Source organism: Streptomyces sp. NBC_00503, assembly GCF_036346895.1.
Classification (GTDB): Bacteria; Actinomycetota; Actinomycetes; order Streptomycetales; family Streptomycetaceae; genus Streptomyces.
Genome location: NZ_CP107856.1, coordinates 338,906 through 356,332 on the forward strand (window position 1 = coordinate 338,906; position 17,427 = coordinate 356,332).

At 72.5% G+C, this 17,427-nt stretch carries 11 protein-coding genes; all 11 read left to right on the top strand.

Annotated features, from left to right (window positions below; translation table 11 throughout):
* Window positions 1-32: 32 nt before the first annotated feature.
* The 11 genes from OG490_RS38805 to OG490_RS38855 all read left to right on the top strand — a co-directional run bounded on the left by OG490_RS38805 (window position 33) and on the right by OG490_RS38855 (window position 17,385).
* Window positions 33-1,064, top strand: coding sequence for a ketoacyl-ACP synthase III family protein (locus tag OG490_RS38805; RefSeq protein WP_330301456.1), 1,032 nt, complete (start codon window positions 33-35; stop codon window positions 1,062-1,064).
* Window positions 1,065-1,131: 67 nt separating this feature from the next.
* The gene (locus OG490_RS38810; RefSeq protein ID WP_330301457.1) at window positions 1,132-2,742 is read left to right on the top strand and encodes a (2,3-dihydroxybenzoyl)adenylate synthase; all 1,611 of its coding nucleotides are present in this window, start codon (window positions 1,132-1,134) and stop codon (window positions 2,740-2,742) included.
* Between the two features lie 79 nt (window positions 2,743-2,821).
* Entirely contained in the window at window positions 2,822-3,094 is a 273-nt protein-coding gene (locus OG490_RS38815; protein WP_330301458.1) for a phosphopantetheine-binding protein, read from the top strand.
* Window positions 3,091-4,641 (top strand): amidohydrolase family protein, encoded by a 1,551-nt coding sequence (locus tag OG490_RS38820; protein ID WP_330301459.1) that lies wholly within the window; start codon window positions 3,091-3,093, stop codon window positions 4,639-4,641. Before OG490_RS38815 ends, OG490_RS38820 begins: the two co-directional genes overlap by 4 nt.
* Window positions 4,638-5,417: a 2,3-dihydro-2,3-dihydroxybenzoate dehydrogenase gene (locus OG490_RS38825; RefSeq protein WP_330301460.1), complete on the top strand. Its 780-nt coding sequence runs from the start codon at window positions 4,638-4,640 to the stop codon at window positions 5,415-5,417. The genes OG490_RS38820 and OG490_RS38825 overlap by 4 nt, the downstream gene beginning before the upstream one ends.
* A 94-nt stretch (window positions 5,418-5,511) precedes the next feature.
* Complete coding sequence (locus OG490_RS38830; protein ID WP_330301461.1) at window positions 5,512-6,174, top strand: isochorismatase family protein; 663 nt, start codon at window positions 5,512-5,514, stop codon at window positions 6,172-6,174.
* Entirely contained in the window at window positions 6,171-8,081 is a 1,911-nt protein-coding gene (locus OG490_RS38835; RefSeq protein ID WP_330301462.1) for an anthranilate synthase family protein, read from the top strand. The genes OG490_RS38830 and OG490_RS38835 overlap by 4 nt, the downstream gene beginning before the upstream one ends.
* A gap of 65 nt (window positions 8,082-8,146) precedes the next feature.
* A complete protein-coding gene (locus tag OG490_RS38840; protein ID WP_330301463.1) occupies window positions 8,147-8,419 on the top strand; it encodes a chorismate mutase in 273 nt (90 codons plus the stop codon).
* Window positions 8,420-8,873: 454 nt separating this feature from the next.
* The gene (locus OG490_RS38845; RefSeq protein WP_330301464.1) at window positions 8,874-9,155 is read left to right on the top strand and encodes an acyl carrier protein; all 282 of its coding nucleotides are present in this window, start codon (window positions 8,874-8,876) and stop codon (window positions 9,153-9,155) included.
* Complete coding sequence (locus OG490_RS38850; protein ID WP_330301465.1) at window positions 9,139-10,002, top strand: thioesterase domain-containing protein; 864 nt, start codon at window positions 9,139-9,141, stop codon at window positions 10,000-10,002. The genes OG490_RS38845 and OG490_RS38850 overlap by 17 nt, the downstream gene beginning before the upstream one ends.
* Before the next feature lie 87 nt (window positions 10,003-10,089).
* Complete coding sequence (locus OG490_RS38855; RefSeq protein WP_330301466.1) at window positions 10,090-17,385, top strand: SDR family NAD(P)-dependent oxidoreductase; 7,296 nt, start codon at window positions 10,090-10,092, stop codon at window positions 17,383-17,385.
* Window positions 17,386-17,427 lie beyond the last annotated feature (42 nt).

Here is a 17,427-nt window from a genome sequence, read left to right on the forward strand (position 1 = left end):
GCACCACAGCCCCGGAAGGAGAGCTCACCACCATGCGGTTCGAAAACCTGTACCTCGCGGGCATCGCCAGCTGGCTGCCGGAGGTCGTCGACACCGATCAGGCGGTCAAGGAGGGTCTTCTGGACCCGGCCGTCCGAGAGGCGTCCGGCATCGAGTCGGTCGCCGTCGCCGGGAACGTCGCGGCGCCGGACATGGCCGTCACGGCGGCGGAGGCGGCCGTGCGCCGCTCCGGCCGGCGGCCCGAGGAGTTCGCCGCCCTGCTGCACAGCAGCGCGCACTTCCAGGGTCCGGACGGCTGGTCCGCCCAGCACTACATCCTGCGCAAGACCCTGGACCGGCCGATCCCGGCGATCGAGGTCCGCCAGGGCTGCCTCGGGATGCTGGCCGCGCTGGAGCTGGCCGCCCACCGGCTCATCGCCGACCCGTCACGGCCCGCGGTGCTGATCACGGCCGCCGACAACTTCGGTACGCCGATGGTCGACCGCTGGCGGGCGTCCGGCCTGTTCCTGCTGGCCGACGGGGCCGCCGCGGCGGTCGTCTCCTCGGACGGGGGCTTCGCCCGGGTGCTGGCCGCCGGATCGCTCTCGAACCCGGAGATGGAGGAGTTCAACCGGGGCGGCGAGGTGCTCTTCCCGCCGCCGGTGACCCTGGGGCAGCCCCTCAACCTGGAGGCCCGCCGCCAGTACTGGCGGGACCAGTGGGCCAAGGGCGTGCTGCCCCCGATGGGGAACCTGGGGGAGCTGGTCGCGGACGTCGCGGAGCGCACCCTCGAGGAAGCGGGCGTGGCCATGGACCAGGTCCGGCGCGTCGTCCACATCGGGTTCTCCAAGGGGCCGCTGGACGACACCTTCCTGGACCCGCTGGACATCGACGGGGACCGCGGCGTGTGGGAGTTCACCCGCCGCACCGGCCACGCCGGCGCCGTCGACCCGTTCGCCGGGCTCGAGTACCTGCTCACGACCGGCCAGCTGACCACCGGGGACCACGTGATGCTCATCGGCGCCGCCCCGGGCGCCGAGGTGACCTGCGCGGTCATCGAGATCACCGCGCCGATGCCCGACTAGGCCCGCTCCGGGCCCGCACCATCCCGCAAGCGAAGCAGAAGCAGAAGCAGAAGGAGACCTGACAACCATGCTCGACGGCTGCACTCCGCCCGATGCGCGGATCGCCGCGGCCTACCGCGCGAACGGCTACTGGCTGGGCGAGAACCTCTCGGCCCTGCTGCGTTCGTGGGCGCGGCGCCACGACGGCAAGACCGCCCTGGTGCAGGGCGCCACCCGCCTCTCCTACCGCGACCTGGACGCCCGGGTCGACCGGCTGGCCGCCGGCTTCCTGCAGCACGGCATCGCACCGGGCGACCGCGTGGTCGTACAGCTGCCCAACTCCGTCGAGTTCCCGGCGGTCTGCTTCGCCCTCTTCCGGCTCGGCGCGGTGCCGGTGTTCTCACTGACCTCGCACCGCGCCAGCGAGATCCGCCACCTGTGCGAGATCTCGGGCGCCGCCGCGTATGTCTTGCCAGCCCAACACCGCGGGTTCGACCACCTGACGGCGGCGCTGGCACTGCGCGAGGAACTGCCTTCCCTGAACCGGCTGTTCGTCCTCGGCGAGGTGCCGCAGGGCGTCGACGCCACACCGCTGGCGGCGGTGGACGCCGATCCGGTGGAGCTCCCGGAGCCGGAAGCCTCCGATGTGGCGTTCTTCCTGCTGTCGGGCGGTACGACCGCACTGCCCAAGCTGATCCCCCGTACCCACAACGACTACGCGTACCAGACGCGGACCGCCGCCCAGGTCAACGGCCTCACCGACCAGGACGTCTACCTGGCGGCCCTCCCCGTCGAGTTCAACTTCACCTGGGGCTGCCCCGGAGTGATCGGCACCCTGCGGGCGGGCGGCACCGTGGTCCTCGCCGAGGGCCCCACGGCCGACGACTGCTTCCGGCTGATCGAGGAGGAGGGCGTCACCTTCACCTCGCTCGTCCCGACCGTGGCCCAGCTGTGGCTGGAGACCGCGGAATGGTCGGACCACGACCTGAGCACCCTGCGCACGGTCCAGATCGGCGGCGCCCCGCTGTCGCCGGAGCTCGCGGCACGGGTCGGTCCGGGCCTGGGGGTGCGGCTGCAGCAGGTCTTCGGCATGGCGGAGGGGCTGATCTCCTTCACCCGCGCCGACGACCCGCTGGAGGCCGTGGTCGCCACCCAGGGCCGGCCGATCTCGCCGGGGGACGAGGTGCGGATCGTCGGCGAGGACGGGGCGGAACTCCCGCTGGGCGCCACCGGCGAGCTGCACACCCGCGGCCCGTACACGCTCCACGGCTACTACCGGGCCGAGGAGCACAACAAGGTCGCCTTCACCGCCGACGGGTTCTACCGCACCGGCGATCTGGCACGGCTGACCGCCGAAGGGCGCCTGGTCATCGAGGGCCGGATCAAGGACGTCATCGTGCGGGGCGGCGACAAGGTCTCGGCCGGCGAGGTCGAGGGGCACCTCCTCACGCATCCGGCGGTCGCCCGCGCGGCTGTGATCGGGGTGCCGGACGAGTACCTCGGCGAGCGCATCTGCGCCTTCGTCGTCGCCGACGGGCAGCCGCCGAGCCTGCGCGACCTCAAGGAGGCGCTCCAGATCCGGGGCCTGGCCGAGTACAAGCTCCCGGACCGGCTCGAACTCGTCGACGCCTTCCCGCTCACCGGGCTCGGCAAGGTCGACAAGAAGGTGCTGGCCGCGGGCCTCGTCACCGTGGGCTGACCGCCCCCCGTACCCGCCGATCACGACGACGGTGCCGACCGGCGCCGGCCCCCCTGCCCCTGACGCTAGGAGAGCTCTGATGACAGTCCAGTCGGCCGAAGCGGTGACCCAGGTCCTGGGGAAGATCACCGCCCGGTACATGAAGGTCGACCCCGAGACCCTGCTGCCGCAGACCAATCTGGTCCAGCGCGACCTCGGTTCGCTGGAGATCATGCGGATCGTCGGCCACCTGCGCAAGGCGGGGATCCGGGCCGAGGTCATGGAACTGGCGGCGAAGCCCACCCTGGAGGACTGGACGCAGCACCTGCTCGGCATCCTCCCGGCGGACGAGCTCGTGACGAGGCTCAGATGAATGCCGCACTCCCGGGCGACCTGCCCGGACACCTGCCCGCCCGGCCCCCGGCGCTCCTGGTCCGCGGCGGCTGCGTCTACACCGCCGACGCCGACCACGACGGCCGGATGCTGCCCGTCGGCTCGGTCCTGGTCGTGGGGGACACCGTCGCCGCCGTGGGCACCACCGCCGAGGTGGACGCCGCGGCCGAGGCGCTGCCCGCCGCGATCCGGGAGGGGCTGCGGACGATCGACGGCAGCCGCCACATGGTGCTGCCCGGCTTCGTCAACGCCCACTGGCACGAGATGTTCGCCATGCGGCTGCCGTTCAAGGGGGCGCTGCGCGACCCGCGGGACGTCACCGACGAGCCCGGCATCATGGCGCGGGGCGGCGACGCCCGGAAGATCTCCATGCTCTTCGACAACTTCCAGAACCTCTCCGACGGCCTGACCCCCGACGAGGCCGAGGCCGTGGCCGCCTACTCCCTGTGGACGCAGCTGCGTTCGGGGACCACCGCGCTCGGCGACGTCGGCTCCTTCAACCGCCCGGAGGCGCTCGCCGCCGCCGCCCGCCGGATCGGCATCCGGGCCTCCGTCAGCTACTGGACGGGGGACTCGGTCTGCGCCCCCGGCGAGAGCCGCTACCGCCGCACCCGCGACACCGACGCCGTACTGGCCCGGCTGGAGGGCCTGCTCGCCGACTGCGCGCGGGACACCTCGGGACTGGTACGGGCCCAGGTGAGCGCCTCCTACATCACCAATGTCAGCGACGAGCTCGGCGAGGGTCTGGGCAAACTGGCCCTGGCCTACGACGTCCCGTTCGCCACCCATGTCGGCGCGCTGCGCGACGAGGTGGACGTCGTACGGGCGTACTACGGCACCACTCCGGTGCGCCGGCTCGCGGAACTCGGCCTGCTGACGGACCGGCTGATGGCGGTGCACTGCGCCTTCCTGGACGAGCACGAGCGCTCCCTGCTGCTGGCCGCGAAGGCCCACATCAGCCACTCCCCCGCCAAGTACGGGCCCACGGGCGAGTCCACGGTCACCGAGACCCGGGCCATCCCGGAGCTGCGCCGGGCGGGGCTCGACGTATCGCTGTCCACGGACGGCGGTTCCCTGCCGATCGGCGGGATGCCGGAGGCGATGCGCGCCGCCTGGCAGTCGCACACGGAGCTGTTCGCCGACAACACGGCGCTGCTCCCGACCGACGCGCTGGCCATGGCCACCCGGATCGCGGCCCGCGGGCTGCGGTGGGACGGGATCGGCTCCCTGGCCGCCGGTCAGCAGGCCGACATGGTGCTGGTGCCGGTCGACGACTGGCGCTACCTGCTCAATCCGCGGCCGCTGGAGGGTTTCTTGAACCTCGGCGGGTCCACGGACGTGGAGACCGTGATCGTGGCGGGCCGGGTCCTGATCGAGGACGGGCGCAGCGTCCACCTCGACGAGGAACAGCTGTGCACCGACTACCTGGACGCCCTGGCCTCCTTCTCGACGCGGACGCTGGGCATATCCGGCGAGGTCGTCGCGGGTGTGCTCGGGGCCTCCCGGCGCCGAGGAGGGACGATATGAGCGAGTACGCGCACAAGACCGCCCTGGTCAGCGGTGCGGCCGGCGGGATCGGCGCGGCGGTGGCCACGGCCCTGGCCGAGCAGGGCCGCGCGGTGGCCCTGCTGGACCGCGACGCCGCGGCGCTGGAGCCGCTGGTCAAGCGCCTGGCCGCGGAAGGCCACCGGGTCCTCCCCGTCCCCGCGGACGTCACCTCGCCCGAGGGGGTCACCGCGGCAGTGGACCGCATCGAGGCCGTATTCGGCCCCGTGGACGAACTGGTCAACTGCGCCGGGGTGCTGCGGATGGGGGCGGTGCTCGACCTCTCCGACGAGGACTGGGAGACCACCTTCGCGGTCAACGCCACCGGTGTCTTCCGGCTCTCCCGCACGGTCGGCCGCCGCATGGCGGCCCGCGGCAGCGGCTCGGTCGTCACGGTGGCCTCCAACGCGGCGGGCACCCCGCGGATGAACATGGCGGCGTACGCGGCGTCCAAGGCCGCGGCGACCATGCTCACCAAATGCCTGGGGCTGGAGCTGGCCCGGTACGGGATCCGCTGCAACACGGTGGCGCCCGGCTCGACCGACACCCCCATGCTCAGCGGGATGTACGACCCGGCCGAGGTCGCCCGCAGCTCGATCGAGGGCCTCCCGGAGAACTTCCGCACCGGCATCCCGCTGCGGCGCATCGCCCGGCCCGAGGACATCGCCGACGCTGTGCTCTTCCTGCTCTCCGACCGCGCCCGGCACATCACGATGCACGACCTCGTGGTCGACGGCGGCGCGACCCTCGGCGTCTGAGACCCCGCCGCCGGAAATCCGCCGTCGGAACCGCGCCGCCCGAACCCCCCGCCGTCCGAAACCCCCGCCGTCCCGACCCAGAAAGGAGATCGTCATGGGCATCCCGGCGATCGCACCGTATTCCATGCCCTCCGGCGGTTCCCTGCCCGTGAACACCGCACGGTGGGACCTCGACCCCCGACGGGCCATGCTGCTCATCCACGACATGCAGGAATTCTTCCTGCAGCCGTTCGGCTCCGGCCAGGAGCCGCTGACCGGCCTGATGGCCAACAGCGCGGCGCTGCGCGACGGTTGTGCCGAGCTGGGCATCCCGGTCGCCTACACGGCGCAGCCCGGCGACATGACCGAGGCCGACCGCGGTCTACTGAAGGACTTCTGGGGGCCCGGCATGACGGTGGCCCCCGCCGACCGGGCCATCACCGCCGCCCTGGCCCCGGCCGGCCAGGACACCGTACTGACCAAGTGGCGACCCAGCGCGTTCTTCCGTACGGACCTGCTGGAGCGGCTGCGCGCCGACGGGCGCGACCAGCTGATCGTCTGCGGGGTCTACGCCCACATAGGGATCCTGACCACCGCAAACGAGGCGTTCGCCCACGACATCCAGACCTTCGTGGTGGCCGACGCGGTGGCCGACTTCTCTCCGGAGTTCCACCGGATGACGGTGGACTACGTGGCCACCCGCTGCGGCATGGCCGTGACCACGCGGGACGTGCTGACGCAGCTGGCGGCCGCGCCCAAGCCGGAGCCGGTCCGTTGACCGGGTACGAGAGCCCGCTGCTGAGCCGGGTGCTGGCGGCCGGCGCACCGCACTTCGCGCTGATCCACCGCCCGGAGTCCGGCCGCGACCGGGTCGACCTGCTCGTCGGCGAGGCCACCGAGGTCCCGGACGCCGCGGGGCTGGACGGCCTGCCGCTCCCGGCGGCCGGCGCCCGCTCGCAGCACGAGCTGCTGGCCCTGCTGCCGTACCGGCAGATCCGCGAGCGCGGCTTCGAGTTCCCCGACGACGGTACGCCGCTGGTCGCCCTGGAGATCCACGACCAGGCGGTGGTGCCCCTGGAGGAGGTGCTGCGGCGCCTTCCCGCGCTGCCGCTGACCACCACGGGCGGCACGTTCGACATCGACGACGAGCAGTACGCGGCGCGGGCGGCCCGGGTGCTGGCCGAGGAGATCGGCCGGGGCGAGGGCGCCAACTTCGTCCTGCAGCGTTCGTACACGGCCACCGTCGAGAACTGGAGCGCCGCCACCGCGCTGTCCTTCTTCCGCAGGATGCTGCTGGGCGAGCCGTCCGCGTACTGGACCTTCGTCGTGCACCTGGGCGACCGCACGCTGATCGGCGCCACGCCGGAGCGCCACGTCAGCCTCTCGGGCGGCGCCGCGGTCATGAACCCGATCAGCGGCACGTACCGCTATCCCCCGTCGGGCCCCACCGTCACCGGGCTGCTCGACTTCCTCGCCGACCCGAAGGAGGCCGACGAGCTGTACATGGTCCTCGACGAGGAACTGAAGATGATGGGCCGGGTCTGCTCCGAGGGCGGGCGGGTGGTGGGCCCGTACCTGAAGGAGATGTCCCGCCTGGCCCACACGGAGTACCTGATCGAGGGCACGACCGATCTGGACGTCGTGGACGTACTGCGCGAGACGATGTTCGCGCCGACCGTGGTGGGCAGCCCGCTGGAGAGCGCCTGCAAGGTGGTCAAGCGGTACGAGCCCGAGGGCCGCGGGTACTACAGCGGCGTCGCCGCGCTGATCGGCCGGGACGCGGCCGGCGAGCGCACCCTGGACTCCGCGATCATGATCCGTACCGCGGACGTGGACCGCTCGGGCGGACTGCGGCTGTCGGTGGGCGCCACGCTCGTACGGGACTCCTCGCCGGAGTCCGAGGTCGCGGAGACCCGGGCGAAGGCGGCGGGACTGCTGTCGGCGCTGGACGGCGCGCCGCAGCCGGCCGCGGCGGCCCCGTCCTTCGCCGGCCATCCGGAGGTCCGCCGGGCCCTGGAGTCGCGCAACGCCCCGCTCGGCCAGTTCTGGCTGCTCGACCCGCGCTCGCGGGCCGAGCCCCGGCGCCACCTGGAGGGCCTGCGGGTCCTCGTGCTGGACGCGGAGGACACCTTCACCGCGATGGCGCAGCACCAGCTGACCGCGCTGGGCCTGCGGGTGTCGATCCGCCGCTACGACGAGGTGTCGGACCTGACCGCCCACGACCTGGTCATCGTGGGGCCGGGTCCCGGCGACCCGCGCGAATCGGGCCACCCCAAGATCGCCGCGATGCGGTCGGCCACGGAGACCCTGCTGCGCAGCGGTACCCCGTTCGTGTCGGTGTGCCTGGGCCACCAGGTGCTGAGCACGGTCCTCGGCCTCGAGGTGCACCGCCGCCCGGTCCCCAACCAGGGCGTCCAACAGAAGATCGACTTCTTCGGCCGGCCCGAACTGGTCGGTTTCTACAACACGTTCGCCGCCCGCTCGCAGACCGCCGCGTTCCCCTGCCCGGTCCGCCCCGGCACGGTGGAGACCTGCCGCGACGACCTCACGGGCGAGGTGCACGCCCTGAGGGGCCCGGGATTCGCCTCGGCCCAGTTCCACCCGGCGTCGGTGCTGACCCAGAACGCCACGGCCATCCTCGCCGACCTGCTCGACGCCGCGCTCGCCCACCGACCCACTGACTGACCCACCGACCGACCCACCGACTGACCGACCCACCGACCGACCGACTCACAGATGGGAGAACGCCCATGTCCCCCGTAGCCACCCAGGACATCACCCGCCAGGACCATCAGGTGGTGGAGCTGGACGCCACCATCATCGACCTGGTCCGGCGCCGCACGGAACTCGTGACGGAGCTCCAGCAGGCCAAGAGCCGCGTGGGCCTGCCCCGGACCCAGCTCGTGCAGGAGACCGAGATGCTGAACAAGTACCGCTCGGCCCTCGGTGCCCAGGGCACGAACCTGGCCCTGCTCCTGCTGAAACTGGGCAACAAGCCGGAGCTCCTGCCCCAGGCCTGGTAAGGACCGACCGCCGCACGGTCCCGAATGACGCGAAAGCACCCTCCCGGGTCCCGGGTGGGTGCTTTCGTCGTATCCGGCACGCCCGTTCGAATAGTCCGGTTCGGCTCGGTTCGGGCGAGTTGCCGCTTGACGAGAACTCAACACCCTCTCGAGATCGCAACGCATATCCCCAGGAGGGCCCGCTTTGGGTTGCAACGCCCTTCACAACCGGCCTAGTGTGCTGAATAAGGGCGTAGGCAGGGTGCAGGGGAAATCCTTATTCGGATTTCGCGCCGATGGGGTTTGCGACATCCTTGCAATTTCACTCCAGTGAATTAAGTGCGATTCTCCGTTTCTCCGTTCTCCTGACCGCATCGGGCCCGCGCAAGGAAGCGCATGGCCGCTGCTTCCGAGCCCTCGCCCATCTGGACACACTGAACCGGGCTCTCCGGATTCAGGAATAGGGAGGATCAACGTGCTCGTTGTGACGGCGCCAGAAGCCCAGCAGTGGCTTATCGAGAAGATCGCCCACAAGCTCGGCGTGGAGCAGAGCGAAGTATCACCGGAGCTGTATTTCGACGAGCTCGATCTCGACTCCACCGAGGCTCTGATTCTCGCCGGAGAAATGGAGAACTGGCTCGGATTCGAACTCGGCACCACCACCCTGTGGTACCACCCGACCATCAAGGACCTCGCCGCCTTCATCGCGGAGGAGTCCGCGACCCGAGCCAAGGAACAGCATGCGGCTGCGTCCTGACCGGACTCCACAGGTCGTACGCCGTCTTCGCGTCGCCACCGGCGACGCGGGCACGGTGTACGTGGTGCACCCCGGGGCGCTGGACGCCGCCGTGCACCAGTCCCTCGCCGAAGCGCTGCCCGACGGCGCGGGACTCACCGTGCTCGACCTGTCCGCCCTCCCCGAGTACTGGCAGGCGGCACTGACCGGCGGCCACGCCGCCACCACGGTCGAGGAACTCGCCGGGCGGCTCGCCACGGAGCTGACGGCCGCCCTCGACGAGCACCCGTACTCCCTCGCCGGCTGGTCCTTCGGCGGAGTCATCGCCCAGTCGCTGGTCGAGCAGCTCCCGGCCGACCGGCGCCCGCGCAGGCTCGTCCTGCTGGACAGCATCGCACCGACCGACGTGTACAAGCCGTCCGACGACGAGCTGGACCCCACCCTGCTCCTCGGATGGTTCGCGCTGTACCTCGGGGCGAAGCGCGGCGCTCCGGTGACCCCGGACGCGGAGCGGCTCGCCGGGGCGAGCATCGAGGACGGCCTACCGGTCGTCCTGGAAGCCGCCGTCACGAGCGGGGCCCTGAAGGCGGACACCCCCATCTTCGGGCTGCGCAAGCTCTACGACACCTACGTGGACGGCCTGCTGCGCAACAACCGCCTGACCGCCCCGTACCAGGCCGCACCGTCAAGCGTGCCGCTGGTCCTGGTCACGGCCGAGGGCAGCCTCATCCCGGACGACCCCACGCTCGGCTGGGAGCCGCTGGCACCCCTGGGGCTCACCACCCACCGGAGCCCCGGCGACCACTACACCATGCTCAGCCGCCCGGACGCAGCCGCCGTAATCGCACAGCTGGTGCACGCCACATAAGCCCGCTCCTGGCAGGCCCCTTCTCCACGATGACCGGCGGATCCCGGCACACAGTGCCGATCGCCCCGAGACCCTGAGAGCTCTGTCGTGAACACTCCGCAGCCCGTCAAGCCACCGTCTGACAGCCACCTTGACCGCCGGCTCGCCAACAGCCCGATCGCCATCGTCGGTCTCTCCGCGCTGTACCCCAAGTCGCCCAACCTCCGTGATTTCTGGGCCAACGTGGTCTCGGCGGCCGACTGCATCGAGGACGTGCCGGACACCCACTGGGACGTGTCCGAGCACTACGACCCGGACCCGTCGGTGCCCGACAAGACGTACTCCACGCGCGGCGGGTTCATTCCGGACGTGCCGTTCAACCCCCTGGAGTTCGGCCTGCCCCCGAACACCCTGGAGGTCACCGACGTCCTCCAGCTCCTCAGCCTCGTCGTCGCGCGCGACCTGCTCAAGGACGCCGGCGCCGACAAGCCCTGGTACGACGCCTCCCGCACGGGCGTGGTCCTCGGCATCACCGGCGCCAACCAGCTGACCCAGCCGCTGACCGCGCGCCTGCAGACCCCGGTCATCAAGGAGGTCGTCCGCAGCTGCGGGCTCTCCGAGAAGGACGCCGAGGAGATAGCCGCCAAGTTCGTCCTCAAGTACGCGCCGTGGGAGGAGAACTCCTTCCCGGGCATGCTCGGCAACGTCGTCGCCGGCCGCGTGGCCAACCGGCTCGACCTCGGCGGCATGAACATGACCGTCGACGCCGCCTGCGCCAGCTCCCTGGGCGCGATCCGCACGGCCGTCAGCGAGCTGCTCGAGGGCCGTTCCGACACGATGCTGGTGGGCGGCTGCGACGCCGAGAACACCATCTTCATGTACCTCTGCTTCAGCAAGACCCCGGCGCTGTCCAAGTCCGGCAACATCCGGCCGTTCGACAAGGGCGCCGACGGCACGCTGATCGGCGAGGGCATCGGCATGCTCGCCCTGCGCCGCCTCTCGGACGCCGAGCGCGACGGCAACCGCATCTACGCGGTGCTGCGCGGCCTGGGCACCTCCAGCGACGGCCGCTTCAAGTCCATCTACGCTCCGCGCGCCGAAGGCCAGATGGTCGCCCTGCGCCGCGCGTACGAGGACGCCGACTGCTCGCCCTCGAGCATCGAGCTCTTCGAGGCCCACGGCACCGGCACCGCCGTCGGCGACGCCACCGAGATCACCGCGCTCACCGCCGTCGTCTCCGAGGCCTCCGACGACCTCGGCTACGCGGCCGTCGGCAGCGTGAAGTCGCAGATCGGCCACACCAAGGCCGCGGCCGGCGCGGCCGGCATGATCAAGCTGGCGCTCGCGCTGCACCACAAGGTGCTGCCGCCCACCATCAACGTGGAGACGCCCAACGCGGCTCTGGCGCCCGGCGCCGGCCCGCTGTACGTCAACTCCGAGGCGCGGCCGTGGATCCGCCACCCGGAGCGGCCCAAGCGCCGGGCCGCCATCTCCTCGTTCGGCTTCGGCGGCACCAACTTCCACTTCGTCCTGGAAGAGCACGGTGACGGTGACGACGTGCAGGTCACCCACACGGTCGCCAAGGTCCACCTGTGGCACGCGCAGGACACCGCCGCGCTGACCGAGGCCCTGGCCGAGGGTGCGCCCGCGACCGGCGGCCCCGCCCCCGAGGGCAGTGCCCGCGTCGCGCTCGTCGCCCGCGGCGGTGAGGAGCTGGCGGCGCTGCGCGAGATCGCGCTCGGCCAGCTGCGCGCCCGCCCCTCCGAGGACGCCTGGTCGCACCCCAAGGGCATCTACTTCCGCCGCCGCGCGGCAGCGCCCGGCAAGGTCGCGGCGCTCTTCTCCGGCCAGGGCAGCCAGTACGTCGACCCCGGCAAGTCGGCCGTCATGGCGGTACCGGCGCTGCGCTCCGCCTTCGACCGCGCCAACCAGCACTTCGAGGGCGTCCAGGCGCTCTCCGCGATCGCCTTCCCGCCCCCGGCGTTCGACCAGGCCGGCCGGACGGCGCAGGACACGGCGCTGCGGGCGACCGCGTACGCCCAGCCCGCCATCGGCGCGCTGTCGGCGGGTCAGTTCCGCTACCTGTCCGACCTCGGCTTCGCCGCCGAGGGCTTCCTCGGCCACAGCTTCGGTGAGCTGACGGCCCTGTGGGCGGCCGGCTCGCTCGACGACGACGCGTTCTTCGCCCTCGCCCGGGCCCGCGGCAACGCGATGGCGCCGCCGGCCGAGGAGGGCTTCGAGGCCGGTTCGATGGCCGCGATATCCGCCCCGGAGGAGCGGGTGGCCGAGCTGCTCGCCGCCCGCGACGGGGTCGTCGTCTGCAACCGCAACGCCCCGGACCAGATCGTGGTCGGAGGCGCCACCGCCGAGGTGGAGCTGCTGATCACGGCGGCCAAGGACGCGGGCCTGCGGGCCAGTCTCCTTCCGGTGTCCGCCGCGTTCCACACCCCGTTCGTCGGCCACGCGGTCGAGGCGTTCCGCGGCAGCGTGGACGCGGTCGAGGTGCGCCGGCCCACCGGTCCGGTCTTCGCCAACACCCGTGGTGCGGTGTACGGGGAAGACGTCGCCGCCAACCGCAAGATCCTCACCGAGCAGCTCATCAACCCGGTGGACTTCGCCGCCCGCGTGGAGGAGATGTACGCGGCCGGGTTCCGGACCTTCGTGGAGTTCGGCCCCAAGGACGTGCTGACCAAGCTCGTGCGCCGGATCCTCGGCGACCGGGAGCACACCGTGGTCGCCCTGGACGCCGGTCCGGGCAAGGACGCGGACGCCGCGCTGAAGCAGGGCGTGGCCCAGCTCTCGGTGCTCGGTCTGCAGCTGGCCTCCACGGACCGCTACGCGGTGGCCGAGGAGGAGGCGGCGCCCGCGAAGAAGGGCATGTCGATCCTGCTCAACGGCATCAACTACGTGTCCCCCGAGCGCAAGGCCGCGTACGACAACGCCCTGGAGAACGGGTACCGCATCGCCCTGCCGACCCTGCCGGCGCCCGCCGCCGCGAGGCCGGTTCCGTCCGCCGCACCCGCCCCGGTGGCTCCGGCCGCTCCCGCGCCCGTGGCTCCGGCCGCTCCCAAGCCGTCTCCGGTTCCGGTGGCGGCGGTGGCCCGGGTCTCCGCGCCCGTCGCGGCCGGGACGGCACTCGCCGTCAAGACCGCTCCGGCCCCGGCCCCCGTCGCGGCTTCGGCGGCTCCCGTCCCAGCCCCCGTCCCAGCTCCCGCCGTCATGGAGACAGCCCACGTGGACAATGACCGCCTGGCCGATCTTGTGGCCGACCACCTTTCCCTGCACGACGACTACCTGAGCGGCCAGTTGCAGAGCGCCGAGCGTCTCGCCGGCCTGCTGGAGCGCGCCGCCGACCAGGGGCAGCTGCCCGAGGTGCTCGACGCGGTCAACGCCGTCAAGGAGCACGGCCTGGACATCGGCCGCAGCCACCTGCGGGCCAACGAGATCCTGCGGGACCTGGCGGGTCTGGAACTGGGTTCCGCCGCGGCCCCCGCCCAGCGGACCACGCTGTCCCGGCAGACCACCTCGGCTCCGCGCCGGGCGGTGGCCCCCGTGCGGGCCCCTGCCGCGCTGCAGGCGGCTCCGGCCGCTCCGGCTCCGCAGGCCCTCGCCCCGGCGCCGGCCCCCGCGCCCGCCCCGGTCCTGGTGTCGGCTTCGGTCGCGGCCCCGGCCGCCGCCCAGGCGCCGACCGCCCTGGCACCGGCCCCGGCTCCCGCACCGGCTCCCGCGGCTCCGGCCCCGGCCCCCGCGGCCCCGGCGCCGCAGCCGGTGGCACCCGCCGCCCCCGCAGCCCCCTCCGGTGCGGCTGTGGAAGCGGTGCTGCTGGAGGTCGTGAGCGAAAAGACCGGCTACCCGGCCGACATGCTCGAGCTCGACATGGACATCGAAGCCGACCTCGGCATCGACTCCATCAAGCGCGTCGAGATCATGGGCGTCCTCCAGGAGCGCGCCAACGCCACCGTTTCGGCAGGCCCGGAGCAGCTGGCGGAACTGCGCACCCTGCGCGACATCGTCGAGATCCTGGCCGGCGCCGACGCCGGTGCGGGCTCCGTCGCCGTCGCTGTCGCCGCTCCCGCCGCGGCTCCCGCGGCCGGTCCGGACGCCGCAAGCGTCCAGGCCGTCCTGCTGGAGGTCGTCAGCGAGAAGACCGGCTACCCGGCCGACATGCTCGAACTCGACATGGACATCGAAGCCGACCTCGGCATCGACTCCATCAAGCGCGTCGAAATCATGGGCGTCCTCCAGGAGCGCGCCAACGCCACCGTTTCGGCAGGCCCGGAGCAGCTGGCGGAACTGCGCACCCTGCGCGACATCGTCGAGATCATCGCCGGTTCCGGTGCGAGCACGGCTCCCGCCACTGCCGCCGCCACCGCCCCCGTCGCCGCCCCCGCGGCCGGTCCGGACGCCGCAAGCGTCCAGGCCGTGCTCCTGGAGGTCGTCAGCGAGAAGACCGGCTACCCCGCCGACATGCTCGAACTCGACATGGACATCGAAGCCGACCTCGGCATCGACTCCATCAAGCGCGTCGAAATCATGGGCGTCCTCCAGGAACGCGCCAACGCCACCGTCACCGCAGGCCCCGAGCAGCTCGCGGAACTGCGCACCCTGCGCGACATCATCGAGCTCATCGCCGGCGCCGGCGGCGATTCCGCCCCCGCCGCTCCCGCTGCTGCCGCCGCTCCCGTCGCCGCTCCCGCGGCCGGTCCGGACGCCGCAAGCGTCCAGGCCGTCCTGCTGGAGGTCGTCAGCGAGAAGACCGGCTACCCCGCCGACATGCTCGAACTCGACATGGACATCGAAGCCGACCTCGGCATCGACTCCATCAAGCGCGTCGAAATCATGGGCGTCCTGCAAGAGCGCGCCAACGCCACCGTCACCGCAGGCCCCGAGCAGCTCGCCGAACTGCGCACCCTGCGCGACATCATCGAGCTCATCGCCGGCGCCTCCGAGCCCGCGGCACCCGTGGCGCAGGCCACCGCCGCCCCCGCGGCGGTCAAGCCGAAGGCCGGCATCGGCCGGGCGCAGGCGGCCCTGGTCACCCTCGCCACGCCCGACCTGCTGGTCGACGCGTACGCGCAGGGTACGGGCGCACTCGTCGTCGACGACGGCTCCGAGCTGGCTCCGGCCCTCGTCGGCCGCCTCACCGCCTCCGGCTGGCGCGTGCACGTGCTGCGCCTCCCCGGTGTGGCCGAGCGGATCACCGGCGTCACGAACCACGCCCTCTCCAGCTGGGGCGTGACCGAACTCGCCGAGCGGGCGGACGAGATCCTGGCCGACCGGGTCGGCCTCGTCATCGACCTCTCCACGGCGCACTACGGCGACTGGTCCGAGGGCGTCCGCCGCCTGGCGCACACCCTGCTCGTCGCCAAGCACGCGGTGGAGCCGCTGGGCACCGCCGCCACCACCGGCCGCGCCACGTTCCTCACCGCCACCCGGCTCGACGGCCGCTTCGGCCTCGGCGGAGTCGCCGAGGAGCTGACCCCCGCCGGTGGTGTCGCCGGTCTGGTCAAGACCCTGGCCGTGGAGGCGCCGGCAGTGTTCTGCCGCGCGGTCGACCTGGCCCCCGGGCTCGACGCCCAGAGCGCCGCGGCCCTCGTCCTCGACGAGGCGTACGACGCCGCCACCGACATCGTGCAGGTCGGCCACGACGGCACGCAGCGCGTCGGCCTCACCCTCGCCGAGCAGCCGCTGACGGCTTCGGGCGCCGAGGTCGCGCAGCTCACCTCCGACGACCTGCTGGTGGTCACCGGTGGCGGCCGCGGCATCACGGCGGCCTGTGTCATCGAGCTGGCCCAGCAGTACCGGACGGGACTGCTGCTCCTGGGCCGTACGCCGCTGGGCGAGGAGCCCGAGTGGGCGCGCGGCATCCAGGACGCGGCCCTGAAGGGCGCGGCCGCCGTGCACCTGAAGGCCACGGGTGAGAAGCCCACCCCCAAGCGGGTCGAGCAGCTCAGCCAGTCCGTGGTGGGGGCCCGCGAGATCCGCGGCACCCTCGAGCAGGTGCGCGCCGCCGGCAGCCAGGTCGAGTACCTGGCGGCGGACATCACCGACACGGCCGCCACCGCGGCCGCCCTGGCCCCGTACCGGGAGCGCATCACCGGTCTGGTGCACGGTGCCGGTGTGCTGGCCGACCAGTTCATCGCCAACAAGAAGGCGTCCGAGATCGAGCGGGTCTTCGCGCCCAAGCTCGCCGGACTGCGCGCGGTGACCGCCGCGCTGCCCGCCGAGGCCCTGCGCCACGTCGTGCTCTTCTCCTCGGTCGCCGGATTCTTCGGCAACCAGGGCCAGTCGGACTACGCGATGGCCAACGAGGTGCTCAACGCCTGGGCGTCCTCGTGGAAGCAGAGCCACCCCGCCGCGCACGTCACCTCCCTCAACTGGGGTGCCTGGGACAGCGGGATGGTCTCCCCGCAGGTCAAGGCCATCTTCGAGGAGCGCGGCATCGTCCTGATCCCGGTGGACACCGGGGCCAAGCTGTTCGCGGAGCAGTTCGCCGCCGACCGTTCGGACGACGTCGTCACCGTGCTCGGCCCGACGACCCCGCTGTCGGAGCCGGAGCGGACCTCCAGCGACGCGCCGGTCACCGTGCGGCGTTCCCTGGCCGCCCTGGCGGGCGACCCGCTGGTGACGGACCACGTGATCGGCGAGTCGGCGGTGCTGCCGGCCGCGGCCGCCATCGGCTGGGCGATCGGCGCGGTCGAGCGCACCACCGGTACCGAGGTGCGCCAGGTGCGCGACTTCACGGTCCAGAAGGGCATCGTCTTCGACGGCAGCCAGCCGCAGGAGATCAGCCTGACGCTGACGCCGGGCGGGGACGTCCTGAAGGCGGCCATCCGCTCGACCGACGCCCAGGGCGCCGTACGGCCCCACTACGGGCTCGCGATCGCCACGGACGCCACGCCCGCCGAGGCCGTCGTCGCCGGACTTCCGGCGCCGGGCACCGGCCGGGACGCAGCGGAGTTCTACACGGACGGCACGCTCTTCCACGGCCCGTCCCTGCGCGGTGTGCGCCGGGTGCTGGCCGAGACGGAGTCCCGGCTGGTCCTGGAGGCCTCGCTGGCCGAACACCGGCCCGACGGAGGCGCCTTCGGCGGCTCCCGCTACGCGCCGGGCACGGCCGACCTGCTCCTCCAGGCGGCTCTGGTCTGGGTGAAGCTGTTCCGCGGCACCGCCGGACTGCCCCTCTCGGTGGGCCGGGCCGATCTGCACCACCCGCTGCCCGACGGCGAGCCCTTCCTGATCGTCGTCGAGCCCGCGGCCGCCGGAAACGGGTCGAGTGCCTCCCTCACGGTCACCGCGACGGCGCCCGACGGACGGGTCCTGACCCGCTTCGACGGTGTCTCGGTCGTCTCGGCTCCCCAGCTGGCAGCCAAGTTCGCCGGCCAGCACGGACTCAGCGGCTGATTCCGCTTCGTATCTGACGCAAGCGGTCGTGTCGGCCCGGAC